The 21,549-nt window shown below is 64.4% G+C and carries 10 protein-coding genes; 6 read left to right on the top strand and 4 right to left on the bottom strand.

The genetic code is table 11. The features are described 5' to 3' along the window. The first annotated feature begins 278 nt into the window (after positions 1–278). Positions 279–8,753, top strand: coding sequence for a GH36-type glycosyl hydrolase domain-containing protein (locus AAIH46_RS19350; RefSeq protein ID WP_430307686.1), 8,475 nt, complete (start codon positions 279–281; stop codon positions 8,751–8,753). A gap of 520 nt (positions 8,754–9,273) precedes the next feature. Here the strand turns inward: AAIH46_RS19350 and AAIH46_RS19345 are convergent. Beyond that, on the bottom strand, positions 9,274–11,046 hold the full coding sequence (locus AAIH46_RS19345) for a glucan ABC transporter ATP-binding protein/ permease (RefSeq protein ID WP_430307685.1): 1,773 nt from the start codon (positions 11,044–11,046) through the stop codon (positions 9,274–9,276). A 271-nt stretch (positions 11,047–11,317) separates the two neighbouring features. Between AAIH46_RS19345 and AAIH46_RS19340 the strand changes: the two genes are divergently transcribed. Continuing rightward, the gene (locus tag AAIH46_RS19340) at positions 11,318–12,058 is read left to right on the top strand and encodes a LuxR family transcriptional regulator (protein ID WP_430307684.1); all 741 of its coding nucleotides are present in this window, start codon (positions 11,318–11,320) and stop codon (positions 12,056–12,058) included. Positions 12,059–12,173: 115 nt separating this feature from the next. Then, the gene (gene pyc / locus AAIH46_RS19335; RefSeq protein ID WP_430307683.1) at positions 12,174–15,635 is read left to right on the top strand and encodes a pyruvate carboxylase; all 3,462 of its coding nucleotides are present in this window, start codon (positions 12,174–12,176) and stop codon (positions 15,633–15,635) included. A 29-nt stretch (positions 15,636–15,664) separates the two neighbouring features. On the opposite strand, the gene AAIH46_RS19330 is transcribed toward pyc, so the two are convergent. The 3 genes from AAIH46_RS19330 to AAIH46_RS19320 form a co-directional block, all read right to left on the bottom strand. Further along, complete coding sequence (locus tag AAIH46_RS19330) at positions 15,665–16,420, bottom strand: amino acid ABC transporter ATP-binding protein (protein ID WP_430307682.1); 756 nt, start codon at positions 16,418–16,420, stop codon at positions 15,665–15,667. Beyond that, positions 16,417–17,097 carry an amino acid ABC transporter permease gene (locus tag AAIH46_RS19325; RefSeq protein WP_430307681.1) on the bottom strand — a complete coding sequence of 227 codons (681 nt, stop codon included), beginning with the start codon at positions 17,095–17,097 and terminating at the stop codon, positions 16,417–16,419. Before AAIH46_RS19325 ends, AAIH46_RS19330 begins: the two co-directional genes overlap by 4 nt. A 112-nt stretch (positions 17,098–17,209) precedes the next feature. Continuing rightward, positions 17,210–17,983, bottom strand: a complete 774-nt coding sequence (locus AAIH46_RS19320) for an amino acid ABC transporter substrate-binding protein (RefSeq protein WP_430307680.1) — start codon at positions 17,981–17,983, stop codon at positions 17,210–17,212. Between the two features lie 234 nt (positions 17,984–18,217). Here AAIH46_RS19320 and AAIH46_RS19315 point away from each other — a divergent pair, with 234 nt between their 5' ends. The 3 genes from AAIH46_RS19315 (at position 18,218) to ispG (ending at position 21,546) form a co-directional block, all read left to right on the top strand. Next, positions 18,218–18,982, top strand: a complete 765-nt coding sequence (locus AAIH46_RS19315) for a DeoR/GlpR family DNA-binding transcription regulator (RefSeq protein ID WP_430307679.1) — start codon at positions 18,218–18,220, stop codon at positions 18,980–18,982. Between the two features lie 34 nt (positions 18,983–19,016). Beyond that, positions 19,017–20,222: an MFS transporter gene (locus AAIH46_RS19310; RefSeq protein ID WP_430307678.1), complete on the top strand. Its 1,206-nt coding sequence runs from the start codon at positions 19,017–19,019 to the stop codon at positions 20,220–20,222. 79 nt (positions 20,223–20,301) lie between these two features. After that, positions 20,302–21,546 (top strand): flavodoxin-dependent (E)-4-hydroxy-3-methylbut-2-enyl-diphosphate synthase, encoded by a 1,245-nt coding sequence (ispG, locus tag AAIH46_RS19305; RefSeq protein ID WP_430307677.1) that lies wholly within the window; start codon positions 20,302–20,304, stop codon positions 21,544–21,546. Positions 21,547–21,549: the final 3 nt, after the last annotated feature.

The following is a 21,549-nucleotide window of genomic DNA, read 5'->3' as shown; positions in this document are numbered from 1 at the left end:
CACAAACAGGTCATATTATCGATTCCAAGCGGCTGAATACGTTCAGGATTCATTCATGCCTTCAGGAATAGAGGCGAGAGGTCATAGTTTTGGAGAAACTGGTGTACAGGTTTTGCCTTTCTGCTTGCTCTGCCAACGTCACCTGTCTGCGGCACCTGCCGCGCGCATCCCTCTTTGCTACGAGGTCTTCCGGTTCGTTCGCGCGGTAATCCGCACGCCTGCGAACATCCGGGTCTTCCTTGCCTCGACAGTGCCCCTCATTCTCAGAAGCCGACACCATGTCATTTCATAATACGCCCGCTGCCACCTCGCGCGAAACCGAAGGCAAGCAGATCGACCACAACGAGGCGATCCGAGCGACCTACTACAATGCCGAGGCGTTGAAGACCTGCGGCGAGGCGCTGGCGCGCGACGGTGCGCAGACGCTGCCGGGCTTCATGGCATTCGACTTCCGCGAGCGGCACAAGGAGAACGAGCGGGAGATCCTGCGCGTCTACCGGTCGACGGCCAAGGATGTCGAGGCGGGCGCGGCGATCACGCCTGCAGCCGAGTGGCTGCTCGACAACCACTACATCGTCGAGGAAGCGATCCAGGAGGTCCGGCGCGACTTCCCGCGCAAGTTCTACAAGCAGCTGCCGACGATGATGGTCGGCAGCATCGCGATCCCGCGCGTGCTGGCGGTCGCCTGGCTGTATGTCGCTCACACCCACAGCACCGTGTCGCGCGACAACCTGACGGCGATGACGGAAGGCTTCCAGATCCACCAGTCGCTGGAAATCGGCGAACTCTGGGCCCTGCCGTCCTTCCTGCGCTTCGTGCTGATCGAGAACCTGCGTCGCATTTCCAGCCGCGTCGAGCGTTCGCGTCGAATGCGCCAGCAGGCCAACGAGGCCGCCGACGAGATCATCCGCCTGAACGACGAGGCGGCGAGCGCCGAGCTGCTGCGCAAGATCGAGCCGCTCACTGAAGACAACACCTTCTCGACGCAGTTCCTCTACCGCCTGCGCAATGCCTCCCAGTCGCCGGGCTTCGCCATCGCATGGCTTGAGGCGCGGCTGGAGAAGGCTGGCACGGACACCGAAGAAGTGATGATGGCGGAACACAACCGCCTGTCCTCCGGCAACGTGACGATGGGCAACATCATCAAGAGCCTGCGGGAGATCGACGACACCGAGTGGAGCGTCTGGTTCGAGGATGTCTGCCTCGTCGACCGGGTCCTGCGCGACCAGAGCGACTACAGCGACCTCGATTTCGGTTCGCGCAACTCCTACCGCAACCGCATCGAGAAGCTTGCCCGCGAGAGCGGCATGAGCGAAATCGAGGTGGCTAAAGTGGCGATCGCGCTGGCCGAAGAGGCCAAGCGCGCGCCGGAACCGGATCCGCACAAGGCCAATGTCGGCGCCTTCCTCACCGGCATGTATCGGCCGGAACTGGAGCAGGCGGTCGGTTATCGGCCGACCGTGGCGCAGCGGGTCATCCGTGCCGTCCAGAAGATGAACTGGTTTGCCGTTGCCGGGCCGGTTCTGCTTCTCACCTTCCTGGCGCTCGCACTGGTAGGCCTGTTCCTGTCCGGAACCGGCATGAGCTGGCCGCTCATCCTGCTGTTCCTGCTGATGTTCTCGCTGCCGGCCTCCGAAGGAGCGACGGGTCTCTTCAACACGCTCGTCACGTATATCGTGAAGCCCTCGCGGCTGGTCGGCTACGAGTTCAAGACCGGCATCCCCGAAGAAGCGCGCACCCTGGTCGCCGTCCCGTGCATGATCACCAACCGCGATACGGTCGATGAACTGGTGCGCAATCTCGAGGTTCACTACCTCGCCAACCCGCACGGCGAAATCTATTTCGCGTTGTTGAGCGACTGGCGCGACAGTGCCATCGAACAGACGGACGCCGATCTGGAGGTGCTGGAATATGCCCGCCAGGAAGTGGCACAGCTCAGCGCCCGCTACGCGTTCGACGGCAAGACGCGCTTCTATCTCCTGCATCGCCGACGGCTCTACAATCCGTCCGAAGGCGCCTGGATGGGCTGGGAACGCAAGCGCGGCAAGCTGCATGAGCTGAACCTGCTGTTGCGCGGCGACAAGGACACCACCTATCTGCCCGGCGCCAACACCGTGCCGGAAAACGTCCAGTACGTGATGACGCTCGATGCCGACACGCGCCTGATGCGCGATGCCGTGACCAAGCTCGTCGGCAAGCTGCACCATCCGATCAACCAGCCGGTTCACGACCCGCATTCCGGCCGCGTCATCCATGGCTACGGGCTGTTGCAGCCGCGCGTCACGCCGTCGCTCACCACCGGCAAGGATGCCTCCGTCTTCCAGCGGGTCTATTCGATCAGCCGCGGCATCGACCCTTACGTGTTCACCGTCTCCGACGTCTATCAGGATCTGACCGGCGAAGGCTCGTTCACCGGCAAGGGCCTCTATCACGTCGATGCCTTCGAGACGGCCCTTCGCGGCCGCATCGAAGAGAACGCCGTCCTCAGCCACGACCTTCTCGAAGGCTCGTTCGCCCGCTGCGCGCTGGTCACCGACGTCGAACTGGTCGAAGATTTCCCGACCCGCTACGAGGTCGAAGTATCGCGCCAGCATCGCTGGGCCCGTGGCGACTGGCAGCTCCTGCCTTACATCCTCGATCCGATGCGCGGTGTCACCGCGCTCGGTCGCTGGAAGATGGTCGACAACCTGCGCCGCTCGCTGACACCCATCGCCTGGTTCTTTGCCTCGGTGCTCGGCTGGTACTTCATGGACCCGTTCGGCGCGCTGGTCTGGCAGATCCTGCTGATATTCTCGCTGTTCGTCGCGCCGACCGTGTCCCTGGTGACCGGCATCGTGCCGCGCTCCACCGACATCGTGCCGCGGGCGCACTTCTATTCGGTCTGGTCGGACATTCGTTCCGCCAACGCGCAGGTTGCGCTGCGCATCGTGTTCATCGCCGATTCGGCGTTCATGATGCTGGATGCCATCATCCGCTCGGTCTACCGCCTGTTCGTGTCGCGCAAGATGATGCTGGAATGGCGCACCGCCGCCAGCATCCAGTCGTCTGCGCAGGGCAGCCCGCAGGCCTACTATCGCTCGATGTGGCACGCGCCGCTGGCCGCCGTGCTCGGCCTGATGCTGGCCTCGCTGCCCGACGACAACGCCTTCCTGGTCGGCCTGCCCTTCGTGCTGCTCTGGGTCCTTTCGCCGATCGTCGCCTGGTATGTCAGCCAGTCGGCTGAAACCGAGGACCGGCTGTTCGTGCCGGAAGCCGTCTCGGTCGAACTGCGCAAGATCTCGCGGCGCACCTGGCGCTACTACGAAGCCTTCGTCACCGAAGACCAGCATTTCCTGCCGCCGGACAATTTCCAGGAAAAGCCGGAGCCGGTCGTTGCCAAGCGTACCTCGCCGACAAATATCGGCGTCTATCTTCTGTCGGTGGTGTCTGCCCGTCACTTCGGCTGGATCAGCTTCCAGGAAACGCTGAGCCGCATCGAGGCGACGGTTGCCACGGTCGACAAGATGGAGAAGTTCCGCGGCCATCTGTACAACTGGTACTACACCGACACGCTTCTGACGCTTGGCCCGCGCTATGTCTCGACGGTCGACAGCGGCAACCTTGCCGGCCATCTGATTGCGGTGTCGTCGGCCTGCCGCGAATGGGCGGAGGCGCCGTCAGCGCATCTGCAGGCGAGCCTGGACGGCATCGGCGACGTTGCCGGCATCCTGTCGGAAGCGCTGAATGAACTGCCCGACGACCGCAAGACCGTTCGCCCGCTGCGCCGGCGTCTCGAAGAGCGGATCATCGGCTTCGGCAATGCGCTGGTCTCGGTGAAGCGGGAGCACGAGTTCGCTTCGATCCGCATCATCAACCTGTCGGTGCTGGCGCGCGACATCCAGAAGCTGGCCGCCAATCTCGACCACGAAGTCGGCTCGTTACAGAGCTCGGAAGTCACCCGGTGGGCGGAATCGCTCGTCCAGGCCTGTGAGGCGCATATCGCCGACACGACCTTCGACATGACCAATATCGAACCGCTGCGCCAGCGGCTGATCCAGCTGCGCGACAAGGCGCGCCAGCTGGCCTTCTCGATGGATTTCACCTTCCTCTACCGGAAGGACCGCCGTCTGCTGTCGATCGGCTACCGGGTGGACAGCAACGATCTCGACGAGGCGTGCTACGACCTTCTGGCGTCCGAATGCCGGCTGACCAGCCTGTTTGCCATCGCCAAGGGCGATCTGCCGACCGAGCACTGGTATCGCCTCGGCCGTCAGGTCGTGCCGATCGGTGCCCGCGGCGCGCTGATCTCGTGGTCCGGCTCGATGTTTGAATACCTGATGCCGCCGCTCGTCATGCAGGAGCGCCAGGGCGGCATCCTCAACCAGACGAACAACCTGATCGTCGAGGAGCAGATGAACCACGGCCGCCGTCTGAACATCCCCTGGGGGATTTCGGAGGCCGCGTTCAATGCCCGCGACCATAACCTCAACTATCAGTACACCAACTTCGGCGTGCCGACGCTCGGCCTGAAGCGCGGGCTTGGCCAGAATGCCGTCATCGCGCCCTATGCATCGATCCTCGCCAGCCAGTACAAGCCGCTCGAGGCGCTCGAGAACCTGCAAAGACTGCGGGCGGTCGGCGCGCTCGGCAAATACGGCTTCCACGATGCGGTCGATTTCACCCCGACGCGCGTGCCGGAAGGCAAGAAGTGCGCGGTGGTGTTCAACTATTATGCCCACCACCATGGCATGTCGATCGCGGCGATCGCCAACGTCGTCAACAACGGCAAGCTGCGCGAACTCTTCCATTCGGACCCGGTAGTCGAAGCCGCCGAACTGCTGTTGCAGGAAAAGGCGCCGCGCGACGTTCCGGTGATGGGCTCGAAATACGAGCCGGAAACGCCCGGCAAGGGCCAGGCCGACCTGTTGCGTCCCGAGGTCCGCACGGTTCAGGATCCGGCCAGCCGCGATCGCGAGATGGTGTTCCTCTCCAACGGCCACTATTCGACAATGCTGACCGCAACCGGTACCGGCTATTCGCGCTGGAACGGTCTGGCCGTGTCGCGCTGGAAGGCCGATCCGGTCGAGGACCGCTGGGGCAACTTCCTGTTCCTGCGCGATACGGCAACCGGCGAATGGTGGTCGACGACCACCGAACCGCGCCGCGCCGAAGGCGAAAAGAGCAAGACCGTCTTCAGTGACGAGAAGGCCGAGTTCCACAAGACCGTCGGCACGCTGACCAGCACCGTCGAATGCATCGTGGCGACCGAGCACGATGCCGAAGGCCGACGCCTGACGCTGCTCAACACCGGCAGCGAGGACCGCTTCATCGAGGTCACGTCCTACCTTGAGCCGGTGATTGCCCACGAAGACGACGACAACGCCCATCCGGTTTTCTCGCGGATGTTCATCCGCACCGAGATCGGCCGGCGCGGCGACGTCATCCGCGCCTGGCGCAACCGTCGCAATCCGAACGAAACGTTGATGCATGTGGCGCATCTGGCCGCCGACAATGCCGGCTCCGCGCGTCCGACGGAATTCGAGACCGACCGTCGCCGCTTCCTTGGACGCGGCCGCACGCTGAGCGAAGCCGCGGCCTTCGACGCCGATGCAACGCTTTCCGGCAGCGACGGCTTCACGCTCGATCCGATCCTGTCGATGCGGCGCGTCGTGCGCGTGCCGGCCGGCAAGAAGGTCAGCGTGATCTTCTGGACGATCGCAGCCCCGAGCCGCGAGGAACTGGATTTCGCCATCGAGCGCTACCGCCACCCGGATGCGTTCAGCTCGGAACTGACGCAGGCATGGACCCGCGTGCAGGTGCAGATGCGCCACATCGGCATCAGCTCGCAGCAGGCCGGCGCCTTCCAGCATCTTGGCCGCTACCTCGTCTATCCCGACATGCACCTGCGTGCCGATGCGGCGACCGTCGAGGCCGGGCTCGGCTCGCAAAGCAAGCTCTGGGGCGTCTCGATCTCCGGCGATCTGCCGATCCTCACGCTGCGCGTCAACGACGAAATGGACATGGACATCGTCAAGGAGGCGCTGTCGGCTCAGGAATACCTGCGCTCGCGCGGCGTCATGGCCGACCTCGTCATCGTCAACGAAAAGCCTGCGTCCTATGCGCAGGATATGCAGCACGCGATCGACCACATCAGCGAGAGCATCCGCCGGCAGGGCCTGTCGGAAGGCCGCCAGCAGGTGTTTGCGCTTCGCCGCGACCTGATGGACGAAGCCACGTGGGCGACGCTGATCGCCGCCTCGCGGGTGGTCCTGCACGCACGCAACGGCAAGATCGAGGATCAGGTCACCCGTGCCGTGTCGCTGTTTGCCGCACCGCGCGGCGCCGAAACCGAACTGGATCGGCGGGCGCTGCTGTCCGCCGGCGATTTCGGTGCGCCGAGCGAGACTTCGGCGGCCGACCTCGACTACTGGAACGGCTATGGCGGGTTCTCGACCGACGGCGATGAGTATGTCGTGCGGCTGAACGGTGGCGGTGCCACTCCGCAGCCGTGGATCAACGTCATCTCCAACGAGAATTTCGGCTTCCACGTCTCGGCCGAGGGAGCCGGCTTCACCTGGAGCCAGAACTCCCGCGATTACCAGCTGACGCCATGGTCAAACGATCCGGTCATCAACCGGACCGGCGAAGGCTTCTACGTGGCGGATCTGCAGAGCGGCCAGGTGTCGACGCCGTTCGCCGCCCTGTCGCGCCGCCCGTCGGTCACCTTCGAAGCCCGCCACGGCCTTGGCTACTCGACCTTCACGGCGCAGGAGGAGGGCCTGACGCTCTCGCTCTCGCAGACGGTCGATCGCCAGCGGCCGGTCAAGCTGTCGAAGATGGTGGTGCGCAATACCGGGACCGAGGCTCGCCGTCTGCGCGTCTACGGCTATGTCGAGTGGATCCTCGGCAACAACCCGCAGCGGACGCTGCCGTTCGTACTGAGCGGCCGCGACGAGACGACCGGAACGCTGTTTGCCACCAACCCCTACAGCATCGACTTCCACCGCACGTCGTTCTTCGGCTGCGACGCGGAAATCTCCGGCTTCACCACCAGCCGGCGCGACTTCGTCGGCCGCTTCGGCAGCATGCACGCCGCGACGGCGGTCCTTTCCGGTTCGCCGCTGAACGGCGGGATTGAGCCGGACGGTGCGCCGTGTGCGGCGGTCGCCTGCGATATCGAGCTTGCGCCGGGCGAGGAGAAGACCATCACCTTCTTCCTCGGTGATGCCGGCAGCCGTGAAGATGCCTCGGCGCTGGCAGCCGATGTCCGTGGCGGCAACTTCGAGACCGTGCTCGATCAGACCCACGGCTTCTGGCAGGAGTTTACCGGCAGGCTGAAGGTCCAGACGCCGGACAAGGCGCTGAACAACATGGTCAACACCTGGCTGCCCTATCAGGCTCTCGGGTGCCGGATCCTGTCACGCACGGCGTTCTACCAGTCATCGGGCGCCTACGGCTTCCGCGACCAGTTGCAGGACACGCTGGCGTTCCTGCTGCATGCGCCGGAACTTGCCCGCAAGCAGATCGTCAACGCTGCCAGCCGCCAGTTCAGCGAAGGCGACGTGCAGCATTGGTGGCTTCCGGGCAGCGGCGCCGGTGTCCGCACGACGATCTCCGACGACGTCGTGTGGCTGGCCTTCGCTGCGCACCAGTATATCCAGGCGACCGGCGACAAGGCCGTCCTCGATGAGCAGACGCCCTTCCTGGAGGGTCCCGCGCTGCTGGCGACACAGCATGACGCCTTCTACAAACCGCAGCTGTCGGCTGAAACGGCATCGCTTTACGAGCATGCCGCCCGGGCGCTCGACCTCGCCATCCAGCGGACGGGTTCGAACGGACTGCCGCTGATCCTCGGCGGCGACTGGAACGACGGGATGAACCGCGTCGGTATCGGCGGACGCGGCACGAGCGTCTGGCTCGGCTGGTTCCTGGCGGCCGCTCTGCGCCGCTTCCTTCCCTATGCCGAGGAGCGCGGCGACGGCGCCCGTGTCCAGGCCTGGACCAGCCATCTGGCGTCGCTCAAGCAGTCGCTGGAAACGGCCGGCTGGGACGGCACCTACTATCGCCGCGGCTATTTTGACGACGGCAGCCCGCTGGGTGCCAACGGCAATCTGGAATGCGCGCTCGATTCGCTCGGCCAGTCATGGAGCGTGCTGTCCGGAGAAGGCGATCCGGCCCGCGCGGAGCAGGCGATGAATGCGGTGATGGACAGTCTCGTCGATGAGGAGGGCGGCATTATCCGCCTGTTCACGCCGGCCTTCGCCAACACGCCGAAGGACCCGGGCTACATCAAGGCCTATCCGCCGGGCGTGCGCGAAAACGGTGGCCAGTATACCCATGCGGCCATCTGGGTGGTGCTGGCGCTGGCGGGACTCGGACGCGGCGATGATGCCTGGAAGGCGTTCAAGCTCCTCAACCCGGTCAACCATGCGCTCGATCGTCAGGCTGCCGATCACTACCGGGTCGAACCCTATGTCGTCGCAGCCGACGTCTATGGCGAAGGCGACCTCACCGGTCGTGGCGGCTGGACCTGGTATACCGGGTCTGCCGGCTGGCTCTACCGCGCGGCCGTCGAGGGCATCCTCGGCATCCGCCGTGAGGGCGAGCGGCTCTTCGTCCGCCCGGCGCTTCCCTCCGAGTGGCCCGGCTTCAGTGCCGAGCTGAAGATTGGCGATCGCACCTTTGCCATCACCGTGGAAAAGACCGAGGGCCAGACGAAAACCACCATCAACGGCATGGCGGTTGCCGACGGCGAGGGCTTTGCCATCGCCTGATCCGGCAACGGCGGAACGACAACTGGAGGGCTTGGCTGCGGACGCAGCCGGGCCCTTTTCCTTGGGTGCGCAGCCTATCGCTACGCTCGGAATGTCGTGGAACGGTGCCGGGCAGCCTGGGCGATTGCCTCGGGTGTAGGAGACTTCCTGAGGGGAGCCGGGGCTATCGCCGGGAAGGCCGCTCCATTGCCGGCGCCGCGCTGCACAGACCAGTGGAAGCCAGCCGCCGGGCGCAGCGCCGTCGCCGGCAAGCGGCTCGGCTCTAGGGGGGAGGTAGGGTCCCGCTGCTCTCGCAGCACCTGTCAGTGGAGCCTCGACGGATACCCGCTCGCCAAGCCTGGCAGTTCGGCTCAAGAACGATCGCTTTCGCGGCTGTTGCCGCGGCATTACCGGTCGATGGCGCCCCAGCAGGATAGCCAATCGAGCCGATCGCCTGGGCAAACTGATGACACATGAAAAAGGCCGGCCCTGCGATGTGCGGGGCCGGCCTTCCAATTGGGTCGCAGCGAGCGACGTTGCGTCAGGCGTGCTGCGAGATCTGGGTGACGGTCGCCATCGGCTTCACCTCGTCGGGCAGGATACCGCTGGTCTTCAGCAGCGAGGCAAAGCGGCCGCCCAGCGCACTCAGCTCGTCATAGGTGCCCTGTTCGAGGATCCGGCCACGGTCGAGGAAGATCACCACGTCCGCATCGCGGATCGTCGACAGACGGTGGGCGATGATGAAGGTGGTGCGGTTCTGGCGCAGCCGGTCGATGGCTTCCTTGACGCGCGCCTCGGTTTCGACGTCGAGCGCGCTCGTCGCCTCGTCGAGCACCAGGATCGGCGCGTTCTTGAGGATGGCGCGGGCGATCGCGATCCGCTGCCGTTCGCCGCCCGACAGGCGGTTGCCGCGCTCGCCGACATGGGTGTCGTAGCCGGCAAGGCGGCTCTCGATGAAGTCGGTAGCAGCGGCGGCCTCGGCTGCGGCGATCACCTCGGCTTCCGAGGCGCCCTCGCGTCCGAGCCGGATATTCTCGGTGATCGAGCGGTTGAGCAGGCCGGCATCCTGGAACACGGTCGCAATCGATTGGCGCAACGACTTGCGGGTCACCTTGGCGATGTCGATGCCGTCGATCAGGATCTGGCCCTTCTGCGGATCGTAGACGCGCTGCAGCAGGTTGACGAGCGTCGTCTTGCCGGCACCGGTGGGGCCGACGATCGCCACCGTCTGGCCTGTCTTGGCTGTGAAGGAGACGTTGCGGACGCCCTGCGTGGTATTGGCGAAGTCGAACGATACGTCGCGGAATTCCACCTCGCCGCGGACGGCCTGCAGATCGACGGCACCGGCCGGCTCTTCGCGCTCCTGGACCGAATCCTCCAGGCGGAAGAAGTCCTCAAGCTTCGAGCGGGCTTCGAAGATCTGCGTGGCGAACTGGCGCAGAAGGTCCAGGCGGCCGATCAGGAGGTTGGCGAAGCCGATGAAGGCGATGACGTCACCGACGCGGATTTCGCCGGCGCGAACGAGGAAGACGCCGATGATCAGGATGATCAGCATCGAGATGGTCGAGGCCATCCGGTTGAGCGCGCTGGCCAGTGCCCACCAGTCGAGGACCGGGTACTGGGCTGACAACAGCTTTTCCGTATAGCCCTTCAGCGCCCGCGTTTCGGCTTCGATGCGGTTGTAGCTGTGCAGCACGGTGACGTTGCTGATCGAATCGCTCACATGCGAAAAGACGTTGTGGTAATGGCCCTCAACGGAGGCCTGGCCCTCCTTGGTACGGTTCATCACCATGCGGCCGATGAACCAGTAGAGGACACTCAGGACGACGAGCACCATGCTCAGGCGCCAGTCCATTGAGAAGGCCGTCGGCACCAGCAGCACCAGTGCGACCACTGTCGCCAGATGGGTGCGCATGAATTCAAGCCACAGGCCGAACAGCGTCTCGCTCGCCCGCAGCAGCGTATGCAGGGCGTTTGACGTGCCGCGCTGGTGGTGCCAGGCGAGCGGCATGGAGATGATCCGGCCGAAGGCTTCGGTCAGCAGCGTGGCGCGGCGGCCATGCGCCAGCCGGTCCGCCTCGCGGGCGACGAGCACGTAGGCGATGGTGTTGAAGACACCGAAGCCGCCCCACATCAGGAGGATGGGCGTGACGTCGCCGTTGCCGGAGATGGCATCGATAATACGGCCGAACAGGATCGGTTCGGCGATGGTGATGACGGCGAGCACGATGTTGGCAACCACGACCATGGATACCCGGATCCGGCTGGAACCCAGATATCGCAGTGCGCGCGCATAAACTTGAAACAAGCTCAAGACATTACCTCATGGTGACTTCGTGCCACGCTTCTAGCAGGCAGCACCTGTATGTAGCGTGAACGATGGCACCCGGCGGCAAAGCAGATATTGAACGCGTGCGCTGTAGGGCAACAAGTAACTTGCAATCTCTGCGAGAATAGAGCCCACTGAGGGAAGTCGATCCGGCGCCTGAAGGCGCTCCGGGAGCTCGGCACGAAGTGTCGGCCGACCCGTCGCCGAACATCGTCTCATTTTGAAAAGACCACCTCACGGGTGGCAGGGGGTATGAGTGAACGTTCACTCAATTCTGCAGCTCTTGGTGCTCATCAGCGAGACGAAGACACAGGCAGATCTGACTGCAGAGCTTGAGACGCTGATGTCCGGCTACGGTTTCGACTATCACGGCGTGTGGATCCACGATCGCTCCGACAAGCGGCTGACGAACATGATGATGGTCGGGCGGTGGCCGGAAGGCTGGCGCAAACACTACAAGACGAAGAATTATGCCTCCATAGATCCGCTCCGGCGCATGCTTGCCCGCGCCCAACGCCCGTACCGCTGGCGCGATGCCATCCAGACGTTCCGGGACGACCCCTACCGCAAGCGGATGATGCGTCTGCTGCAGGACGCGTCGAAGGTTGGCCTCATCGACGGCTACGTCTTTCCGATCTACGGCAAGACCGGGTTGATCGGTCAATTCAACATCGGCGGGCGGCCCATCGATCTTTCGCCGGTCGAGATGTCGCTGCTCGACGCGGCGGGACGCAAGATGTTCTGGCGCCTTCTGGAGATGCAGGGCATCGCCGCGGATCTGGAGACCTCGGTCGTCATCGACCCCGAATTGACGCGCCGTCAGATGGAGGTGCTGAAACTGCTGGCCGAGGGCATGACATCTAACGAGATTGCCCGCGAGTTGCAGATCTCCAGCCACACGGTCGACTGGTACATCAACGTCATCCAGGAGAAGTTCCATGCCCGCAACCGTCAGCACGTGATCGCCACCGCCTTCCGGCTGGGACTGATGACCTGACGCGAAACTGACATAAATTCCGCTGCAGGCGCATTGGCAAATTGAACTTCCCCGAAAAGCCGTTAGTCTCCCTTCGCGGGTGCAGCATGTCCGCCAAAGCGTATGGGAGATCGCCTTGAAGATTTCGAAGATTCTCGTGGCCAACCGATCCGAGATCGCGATCCGCGTGTTCCGGGCAGCCAATGAGCTGGGCATCAAGACCGTCGCCATCTGGGCCGAGGAGGACAAGCTTTCCCTGCATCGGTTCAAGGCGGACGAAAGCTATCAGGTCGGCCGCGGGCCGCATCTCGCCAAGGATATGGGGCCGATCGAGAGCTACCTGTCGATCCCCGAGATCATCCGCGTCGCGCGGCTCTCCGGCGCCGATGCCATTCACCCCGGCTACGGCCTCCTGTCGGAAAGCCCGGAATTCGTCGAAGCCTGCAACGAAGCCGGCATCATCTTCATCGGCCCGACGGCAGACACGATGCGCCAGCTCGGCAACAAGGTGGCCGCCCGCAACATCGCCATGTCTGTCGGCGTCCCCGTTGTGCCGGCGACGCTACCCTTGCCTGACGACATGGCGGAAGTCGCCCGCATGGCAGAGGAGATCGGCTACCCGGTAATGCTCAAGGCCTCCTGGGGCGGCGGCGGGCGCGGCATGCGCACCATCCGCTCGAAAGGCGAACTGGCCAAGGAGGTGACCGAGGCCAAGCGCGAGGCAATGGCCGCCTTCGGCAAGGACGAGGTCTACCTCGAAAAGCTCGTCGAGCGGGCCCGCCACGTGGAAAGCCAGGTGCTCGGCGATACGCACGGCAATGTCGTGCACCTGTTCGAGCGCGACTGCTCGATCCAGCGGCGCAACCAGAAGGTCGTCGAGCGGGCGCCTGCGCCTTATCTCGGCGAGGCGCAGCGCCAGGAATTGGCCGGCTACTCACTGAAGATCGCCGCGGCGACCAACTATATCGGCGCCGGCACGGTCGAATACCTGATGGATGCCGATACCGGCAAATTCTACTTCATCGAGGTCAATCCGCGCATTCAGGTCGAACACACGGTAACGGAGGTCGTCACCGGCATCGACATCGTCAAGGCGCAGATCCACATCCTCGAAGGCGAGACCATCGGAACGCCGGAATCCGGTGTCCCCGCCCAGGAGAACATCCGGCTGAACGGCCATGCGCTGCAGTGCCGGATCACCACCGAGGATCCCGAACAGAACTTCATCCCCGACTACGGCCGCATCACCGCCTATCGTTCGGCTGCCGGCTTCGGCATCCGGCTGGACGGCGGCACCGCCTATACCGGCGCGATCATCACCCGCTTTTACGATCCGCTGCTGGTCAAGGTCACGGCCTCCGGCGGCACGCCGCAGGAGGCGATCAGCCGCATGGACCGGGCGTTGAGGGAGTTCCGCATTCGCGGGGTGGCGACCAACCTCACCTTCCTCGAAGCGATCATCGGCCATCCGAGTTTCCGCGACAACACCTACACGACCCGCTTCATCGACACGACGCCGGAGCTCTTCCAGCAGGTGAAGCGCCAGGACCGCGCGACGAAGCTGCTGACCTATCTTGCCGACGTTACCGTCAACGGCCATCCGGAAACGAAGAACCGGCCGCTGCCGTCGGACAAGGTGGCAAAACCGATCGTCCCCTATATCGACGCCGCGGTGCCCGATGGCACGAAGCAGAAGCTCGATGCGCTGGGACCAAAGGGCTTCGCCGAGTGGATGCGCGCCGAGACCCGCGTGCTGATGACCGACACGACCATGCGTGACGGCCACCAGTCGCTGCTCGCCACCCGCATGCGCACCTATGACATCGCCCGCATCGCGCCGGTCTATGCGCGGGCGCTGCCCAATCTCTTCTCGCTGGAGTGCTGGGGCGGTGCGACGTTCGACGTTTCCATGCGCTTCCTCACCGAAGACCCTTGGGAGCGCCTGGCGCTCATCCGCGAGGGTGCGCGGAACCTCTTGCTGCAGATGCTGCTGCGCGGCGCCAACGGCGTCGGCTACACCAACTATCCGGACAACGTGGTGAAGTACTTCGTCCGGCAGGCGGCCAAGGGCGGCATCGACCTGTTCCGGGTGTTCGACTGCCTGAACTGGGTGGAGAACATGCGCGTCTCGATGGATGCGGTGCAGGAGGAGAACCGGCTCTGCGAGGCTGCCATCTGCTACACCGGCGACATGCTGAACAGCGCCCGCCCGAAATACGATCTCAAATACTATACCGGCCTGGCGCAGGAGCTGGAACGGGCAGGCGCCCACATCATCGCCGTCAAGGACATGGCCGGCCTGTTGAAGCCGGCCGCGGCCCGCGTGCTGTTCAAGGCGCTGCGCGAGGCGACCAGCCTGCCGATCCATTTCCACACGCATGATACCTCGGGCATCTCGGCGGCTACGGTGCTTGCCGCGATCGATGCCGGCGTTGATGCGGTTGATGCCGCCATGGACGCGTTTTCCGGCAATACCTCGCAGCCCTGCCTCGGCTCGATCGTCGAGGCGCTGTCCGGCACCGAACGGGATCCGGGGCTCGATCCGGAATGGATCCGCCGCATCTCCTTCTACTGGGAAGCGGTGCGCCACCAGTATGCGGCCTTCGAAAGCGACCTCAAGGGACCGGCCTCGGAAGTCTACCTGCACGAGATGCCCGGTGGGCAGTTCACCAACCTCAAGGAGCAGGCGCGGTCGCTGGGGCTCGACACGCGCTGGCACGAGGTCGCCCAGACCTATGCCGACGTCAACCAGATGTTCGGCGACATCGTCAAGGTGACGCCGTCCTCCAAGGTAGTCGGCGACATGGCGCTGATGATGGTGAGCCAGGATCTGGCCGTCGCGGATGTCGAGAACCCGGATAAGGACATCGCCTTCCCGGATTCGGTGGTCTCGATGCTGAAGGGCGACCTCGGTCAGCCGCCGGGCGGATGGCCGCAAGCGCTGCAGAAGAAGGCACTGAAGGGCGACAAGCCCTATACGGAGCGTCCTGGCTCCCTGCTCGTCGAAGCCGATCTTGGTGCCGAACGCGCGGCGATCGAGGCGAAGCTGGAACGCCCGGTCGACGATTTCGAGTTCGCCTCGTATCTCATGTATCCCAAGGTGTTCACGGATTTCGCGCTGGCCTCCGATACCTACGGCCCGGTCTCGGTTCTGCCGACGCCCGCCTATTTCTACGGCATGGCGGATGGCGAGGAGCTGTTCGCCGATATCGAGAAGGGCAAGACGCTGGTGATCGTCAACCAGGCGGCCAGTGCGGCGGACATGCAGGGTCTGGTCACGGTGTTCTTCGAACTCAACGGCCAGCCGCGGCGCATCAAGGTGCCGGACCGCACGCAGGGCGCCGGCGGCGCGGTGGCAAGGCGGAAAGCCGAAGGCGGCAATGGCACGCAGCTCGGTGCACCGATGCCCGGCGTCATCTCGCGAGTGTTCGTGTCGACGGGGCAGGCGGTGAAGGCCGGCGACGTGCTGCTGTCGATCGAGGCGATGAAGATGGAAACTGCCCTGCACGCCGAAAAGGACGGCACAATTGCCGAGGTGCTCGTCAAGCCGGGCGACCAGATCGACGCCAAGGACCTGCTGATCGTCTACGCCGACTGATCAGGACCGCCGTTCTCGCCGCTCCGACCTCAATGGGTCTGAGCGGCGGTCACGGTCGCGACGAATTGGCGGGTGCGGTCCTGCTGCGGGGCGCGGAAGATCGCCTCGGCGGTGCCGGTTTCGACCACGCGTCCCGCCTCGAGGAAGACAACCCTGTCGGCGATCTTCGAGGCCAGCCGCAGGTCGTGCGTCGCCATCACCATGGTCGTGCCTTCGGCGGCAAGCTTGGCGAGAACCTCGACGACTTCGGCGGCGAGCTCCGGATCGAGCGCCGATGTCGGCTCGTCGCAGAGCAGAACCCGTGGCGAGGGCGCCAGTGCCCGGGCAATGGCCACCCGCTGCTGCTGGCCACCCGACAGCGTTGCTGGCCAGGCATCTGCCTTGTGCGCCATGCCGACCTTGGTCAGCAGTTCCATTGCCCGCTCACGCGCTTTGGCTTTCGGCCATTTGAGCACCGTCACCAGCGATTCCATGACGTTCTCGATCGCCGTGCGATGCGGAAACAGCTGGAAGTTCTGGAACACCATGCCTGTCTGCCGGCGTATCGCCTGCACGGCCGACCATGCGGGTTTCTGTCCGGGCGTGATTTCGAGACGCACATCGCCCAGTTGCAGATGGCCAGCGCTTGGGATCTCGAGCAGGTTGATGCAACGCAGCAGCGTGCTCTTGCCGCCGCCCGAGGGGCCAACCAGCGCCGTGACGCTGCCCTCCTCCATGCGCAGGCTGACGTCATGGAGCACGGTGGTGTCGCCGAAACGCTTGTCGATGTGGCTGAGCTCGATCATGCGTTTGTCTCCAGCATGCCGCCATAGCGGGCGAAGCGCTTTTCCAGCCGCGCCTGCAGCGTCGACAGCACGGAACTCAGGGCAAGATAGATGAGTGCCGCCTCGATGTAGAGGATCAGCGGTTCGTAGGTCGTTGCGACGATGCGCTGAGCGGCCTGGAACAGTTCCGGCACGGTGATCGCCGCGGCAAGCGAGGTGTCCTTCACCAGCGAGATGAAGGTGTTGGAGAGCGGCGGCACGGCCACCCGCGCTGCCTGCGGCAGGATGGTGCGGATCATCGTCTGGCGCCAGGACATGCCGATCGAATAGGCGGCTTCCCACTGGCCCTTGGGCATGGAGGATATGGCGGCACGGATGATTTCCGAGCTGTAGGCCCCGATGTTGAGCGTGAAGCCGATCAGCGCGGCGGGAAAGGCGTCGAGCAGGATGCCGATGCTCGGCAGGCCATAAAAGATCACGAACAACTGCACGAGCAGCGGCGTGCCGCGGATCACCCAGACGTAGAAGCGGGCGATGGCGGCAAAGGGGGCGGCGGCGAAGAGCCGCGTCAGGGCGGTGATGAGGCCGAGCGTCAGCCCGAAGGCGAAGGACAGAAGCGTCAGCGGAACGGTAAAGGTCACGCCGGCCCAGAGGAGGGAGGGCAGCGAATCCGCCATGAGTTGCAGCCAGTGCGGCACGATGATCTCTCCTCGCTAGAAGGCGGGCCTCGCGAAAAAGGCGGGGCCAGGCCGGCCGCCGCCTTGTCACATGATATGGAGGACTGTTCCCGGGCGGGAACGGGCCTTCGGCTTATTTCGATACATCCTGCCCGAAATACGTGTCGGCGATCTTCTGGTAGGTGCCATCCGCCTTGATGTCGGCCAGCGCCTTGTTGATCGCCTCGAGCAGTTCCGGTTCCTGCTTGCGGATGATGATGCCGGAATAATCGGCATTGGACTGCTCGGCAACGATCTTCACCGGCGCATCCGGCTTCTGCTTCTTGAAGTCGAGGAAGGACAGGCTGTCATTGACGGTGGCATCGGCGCGGCGTGTCAGAACGAGCTGGATCGACTGGTCGAAGCCGTCGGTGCCGACGAGTTCGGCGCCGGCGGTCTGGGCGATCTTGCCGAAATTGCTCGACAGCGACTGGGCCGACTTCTTGCCCTTTAGGTCGGCGAACGACTTGATGTCGTCATTGCCGTCGCGAACGATCAGCACCGCTTTCGAGGCGATGTAGGGCTCGGAGAAGTCGTACTTCTGCTTGCGCGCTTCGGTAATGCCGACCTGGTTGATCACGGCGTCATAGCGCTTGGCGTCGAGACCGGCGATCAGGCCATCCCACTTGCCTTCGATGAACTGCGCCTTGACGCCGATCTTGGCGGCCACCGCTTCGCCGATCTCGACGTCGAAGCCGACGAGCTTGCCGGTCTTGTCGTGGAAGGTGAACGGCGCATAGGTGCCCTCGGTGCCGATCTTGATCGTGCCGGCGGATTTGATGGCGGCGAGGTTTTCCCCGGCCTGCACCGGCAGAATAGCTGCGGCCTGCAGAAGGGCGGCTGCGGCGAGCGCTTTGAAAAGCTTCATGACGTGATCTCCTTGGAGCGGAATGGCGGTTCGGTTGGGCACGATCAATCGCAGAAATGGTGCAGCGTGGCTGGGTAGAAAACTGCAAAACCGATGTGCAAATGCAAATTTTTTTCTCTTCTTGCAGCGCATCCATACGGGCAGTTTCAGAACTCTCCGCACGGACGCAGGTTGCATGCGTGTTTGTTCCGGTTTATGCATGATTATGCCGATTCTCCGGCTACGGTATGATCGATGACCGAACTGATGTTCGCCGAACGAAAAGAGCGGATCCGCGCCCTGCTTCGCCAGAACGGCCGGGTGGTCGCCGCAGCGCTGGCCAGCGAGTTCAAGGTTTCCGAGGATACGATCCGCCGGGATCTGCGTGAACTGGCGGCGGCTGGCCTCTGCGAACGCGTCTATGGCGGCGCGCTGCCGGTCTCCAAGGGCAGCAGCAGTCTCAGCCAGCGGATGGCGGTTGCGGTCGATCGCAAGCGGAACCTGGCGGGCAAGGCGGTCGGCTTCATCACGCCCCGCTCGGTCGTCTATCTCGATGCCGGCAGCACCAATCTCGCCGTTGCCGAGGCGCTGGGCGAGGATCTGCCGGTGACGGTGATCACCAATGCGCCGGCGATCGCCACGGCGCTGGCCGACAAGCTCGGCGTCGAGACCATTCTCGTCGGCGGGACGATCGATCGCATGGTCGGTGGAACAGTGGGTGCCAATGCCATTGCGGCGATGGCGGCGTTGCGCCCGGACCTCTGCCTGATCGGTACATGCGCCATAGATGCGCAGGGCGGTCTGTCCGCCTTCGGCTTCGAGGATGCCGCCTTCAAGCGGTTCGTCCTGTCGCGCAGCCGACGGACGATGGTGCTCGCCACCGCCGACAAATTCGAGGCTTCCGCACCCTATGCGTTCGCGGATGCCGGGCAATATCAACTGCTGGTGACGGAGCGCGGCGCCGATGCAAGCCGGCTCGCCACGATAAAGGACAGAGGCTGCGAGATCGTGCTCGCCTGAGCGGCGGCGCGGATGCAGGCAGGAGGAAGCGACAATGGACCAATCCATCCAGAACGATGGCCAAACCGGCCGCAGCCCGGCGGTCACCCGCGAGCGCGCAGCCGTGGCGCTGATGTTCCTGATGAACGGCTTTCTGGTCGGCGCCTGGGCGCCGAAGATTCCGGAATTTGCCAGCCGGCTGTCGCTCAGCGAAAGCGGGCTGGGCTTGATGATCCTCACCTTCGGCCTCGGCTCGATCATCATGATGCCGGTCGCCGGCCTTCAGATCGCCCGCTTCGGCTCGACCTGGGTGACCCGCATCAGCGCAGTTCTCGCCTTGCCGACGCTGCTTATCCTCAGCCTGGTCGGCAGTGTCTGGACCGGTGCCGTCGCCATCTTCCTGTTCGGTGGCCTGATCGGGGCGATGGACGTGGCGATGAACGCCAATGCGGTGGCGACGGAAACCCGCATGCGCCGCTCGATCATGTCGTCCTGCCATGCCTTCTGGAGCCTTGGCGGTCTGTTCGGCTCCGTGAGCGGCGGGTTCCTGATTGCCTGGCTCGGCGTCGTTGGCCATGGACTGCTGATCACCGTCCTTGCGGCACTGGTGGTGGCGATCGGCTGGCCGATGCTGCTGGCCGACAAGCCGCATCCCGAAGAGGTCAAGGAACGGGCGCGGCTGCCGCGCTCGGCACTGCCCTGGCTGATCGGCATGGTGGCGCTGTTCAGCATGATCCCGGAAGGCGCGATCCTCGATTGGGGCGCACTGTATATCCGCAACGAACTCGGCGCCTCGGTGCAGGCTTCGGGCCTGGCATTCGGCGCCTTCTCGCTGACCATGGCGGTGATGCGGTTTGCCGGCGATCTGGTGCGCGATCGGTTCGGCGCGGTGCGGACGCTGAGGTTCTGCACGGTCGCCTCTATCGTCGGGCTGCTGACGGCGGGATTTGCGTCGACGCCGTTGATGGCGATCATCGGATTTGCGATTGCCGGCATCGGCATTTCCAACATGGTGCCGATCGCCTTTTCGGCGGCGGGAAACCTGCCGGGCATGGCACAGGGCATCGGTCTCTCGGTGGTGACGACGATGGGCTATTCGGGAATTCTCGTCGCCCCTTCGGCGATCGGCTTCATCGCCGAGCATACCGGGCTTGCGGCGATCTTCATCGGACTGCCGGTGCTGCACCTGGTGGTTCTGGGGCTTTCGCATCTGGCGCGGCATGCCGACCGGCCGGCCGCCGCCGGACCCAGCGCGCCGTAATGTGATCTCAAGCGGGTGTTGACAAGCCCCTGCGGTTGATCCACCTGAGGGGCACCTTTCCGGGATAAGAGAGAGCCTGATGCCTGCCGATTATGATCCGAAACCCCGTCGCGCCTCCGTCGCCGTCGACGTCGGCGGTGTGATTGTCGGCGGCGGCGCGCCGGTCGTCGTCCAGTCGATGACCAATACCGATACCGCCGATATCGATGCGACTGTCGCCCAGGTGGCGGCCCTCTTCAACGCCGGCTCGGAGATCGTCCGCATCACGGTGGATCGCGACGAAAGTGCCGCAGCCGTGCCGAAGATCCGCGACCGGCTGCTGCGGCTCGGCATGGACGTGCCGCTGGTCGGCGATTTCCATTACATCGGTCACAAGCTGCTCGCCGATCATCCGGCCTGTGCGGAAGCGCTGGCGAAATATCGCATCAATCCGGGCAATGTCGGCTTCAAGGACAAGAAGGACAAGCAGTTCGCCGACATCATCGAGATGGCGATCCGCTACGACAAGCCGGTGCGCATCGGCGTCAACTGGGGGTCGCTCGACCAGGACCTGCTGACGACGCTGATGGACCGCAATGCCGAGGCGGGCTCGCCGCTGTCGGCCCGCCAGGTCATGCATGAGGCGATCTGCCAGTCGGCCCTCCTGTCGGCCGAGCTTGCCGAGGACATCGGCCTTGCGCGCAACCGCATCATCCTGTCCGCCAAGGTCAGCCAGGTGCAGGATCTCATCGCCGTCTACTCGATGCTGTCGGAGCGCTCCAACCACGCACTGCATCTTGGCCTCACCGAAGCCGGCATGGGCTCCAAGGGCATCGTCGCCTCGTCGGCAGCCATGGGCTACGTGCTGCAGCAGGGCATCGGCGATACGATCCGTGTCTCCCTGACGCCCGAGCCGAACGGCGACCGCACCCGGGAGGTGCAGGTGGCGCAGGAACTGCTCCAGGTCATGGGGTTCCGCCAGTTCATTCCAGTCGTTGCAGCGTGTCCCGGCTGCGGTCGCACCACCTCGACCGTGTTCCAGGAACTGGCGCAGAACATCCAGAACGACATCCGCAAGAACATGCCGATCTGGCGCGAGAAATATCCGGGCGTCGAGGCGCTCAACGTCGCGGTGATGGGCTGCATCGTCAACGGTCCTGGCGAAAGCAAGCATGCCGATATCGGCATTTCGCTGCCGGGTACGGGCGAGACGCCGGCCGCACCGGTGTTCATCGACGGGCAGAAGGCCCTGACGCTGCGCGGCCCGCATATCGCGTCGGATTTCGAGGCGCTAGTCGCCGACTACATCGAAAAGCGCTTCGGCCAGAAGACCGCGGCGGAATGAAGC

It is taken from the genome of Rhizobium sp. 0TCS1.26, from assembly GCF_050455525.1.
In the GTDB taxonomy this organism is placed as follows: domain Bacteria; phylum Pseudomonadota; class Alphaproteobacteria; order Rhizobiales; family Rhizobiaceae; genus Neorhizobium.
This window is presented reverse-complemented; position numbering and strand designations above follow the sequence as displayed.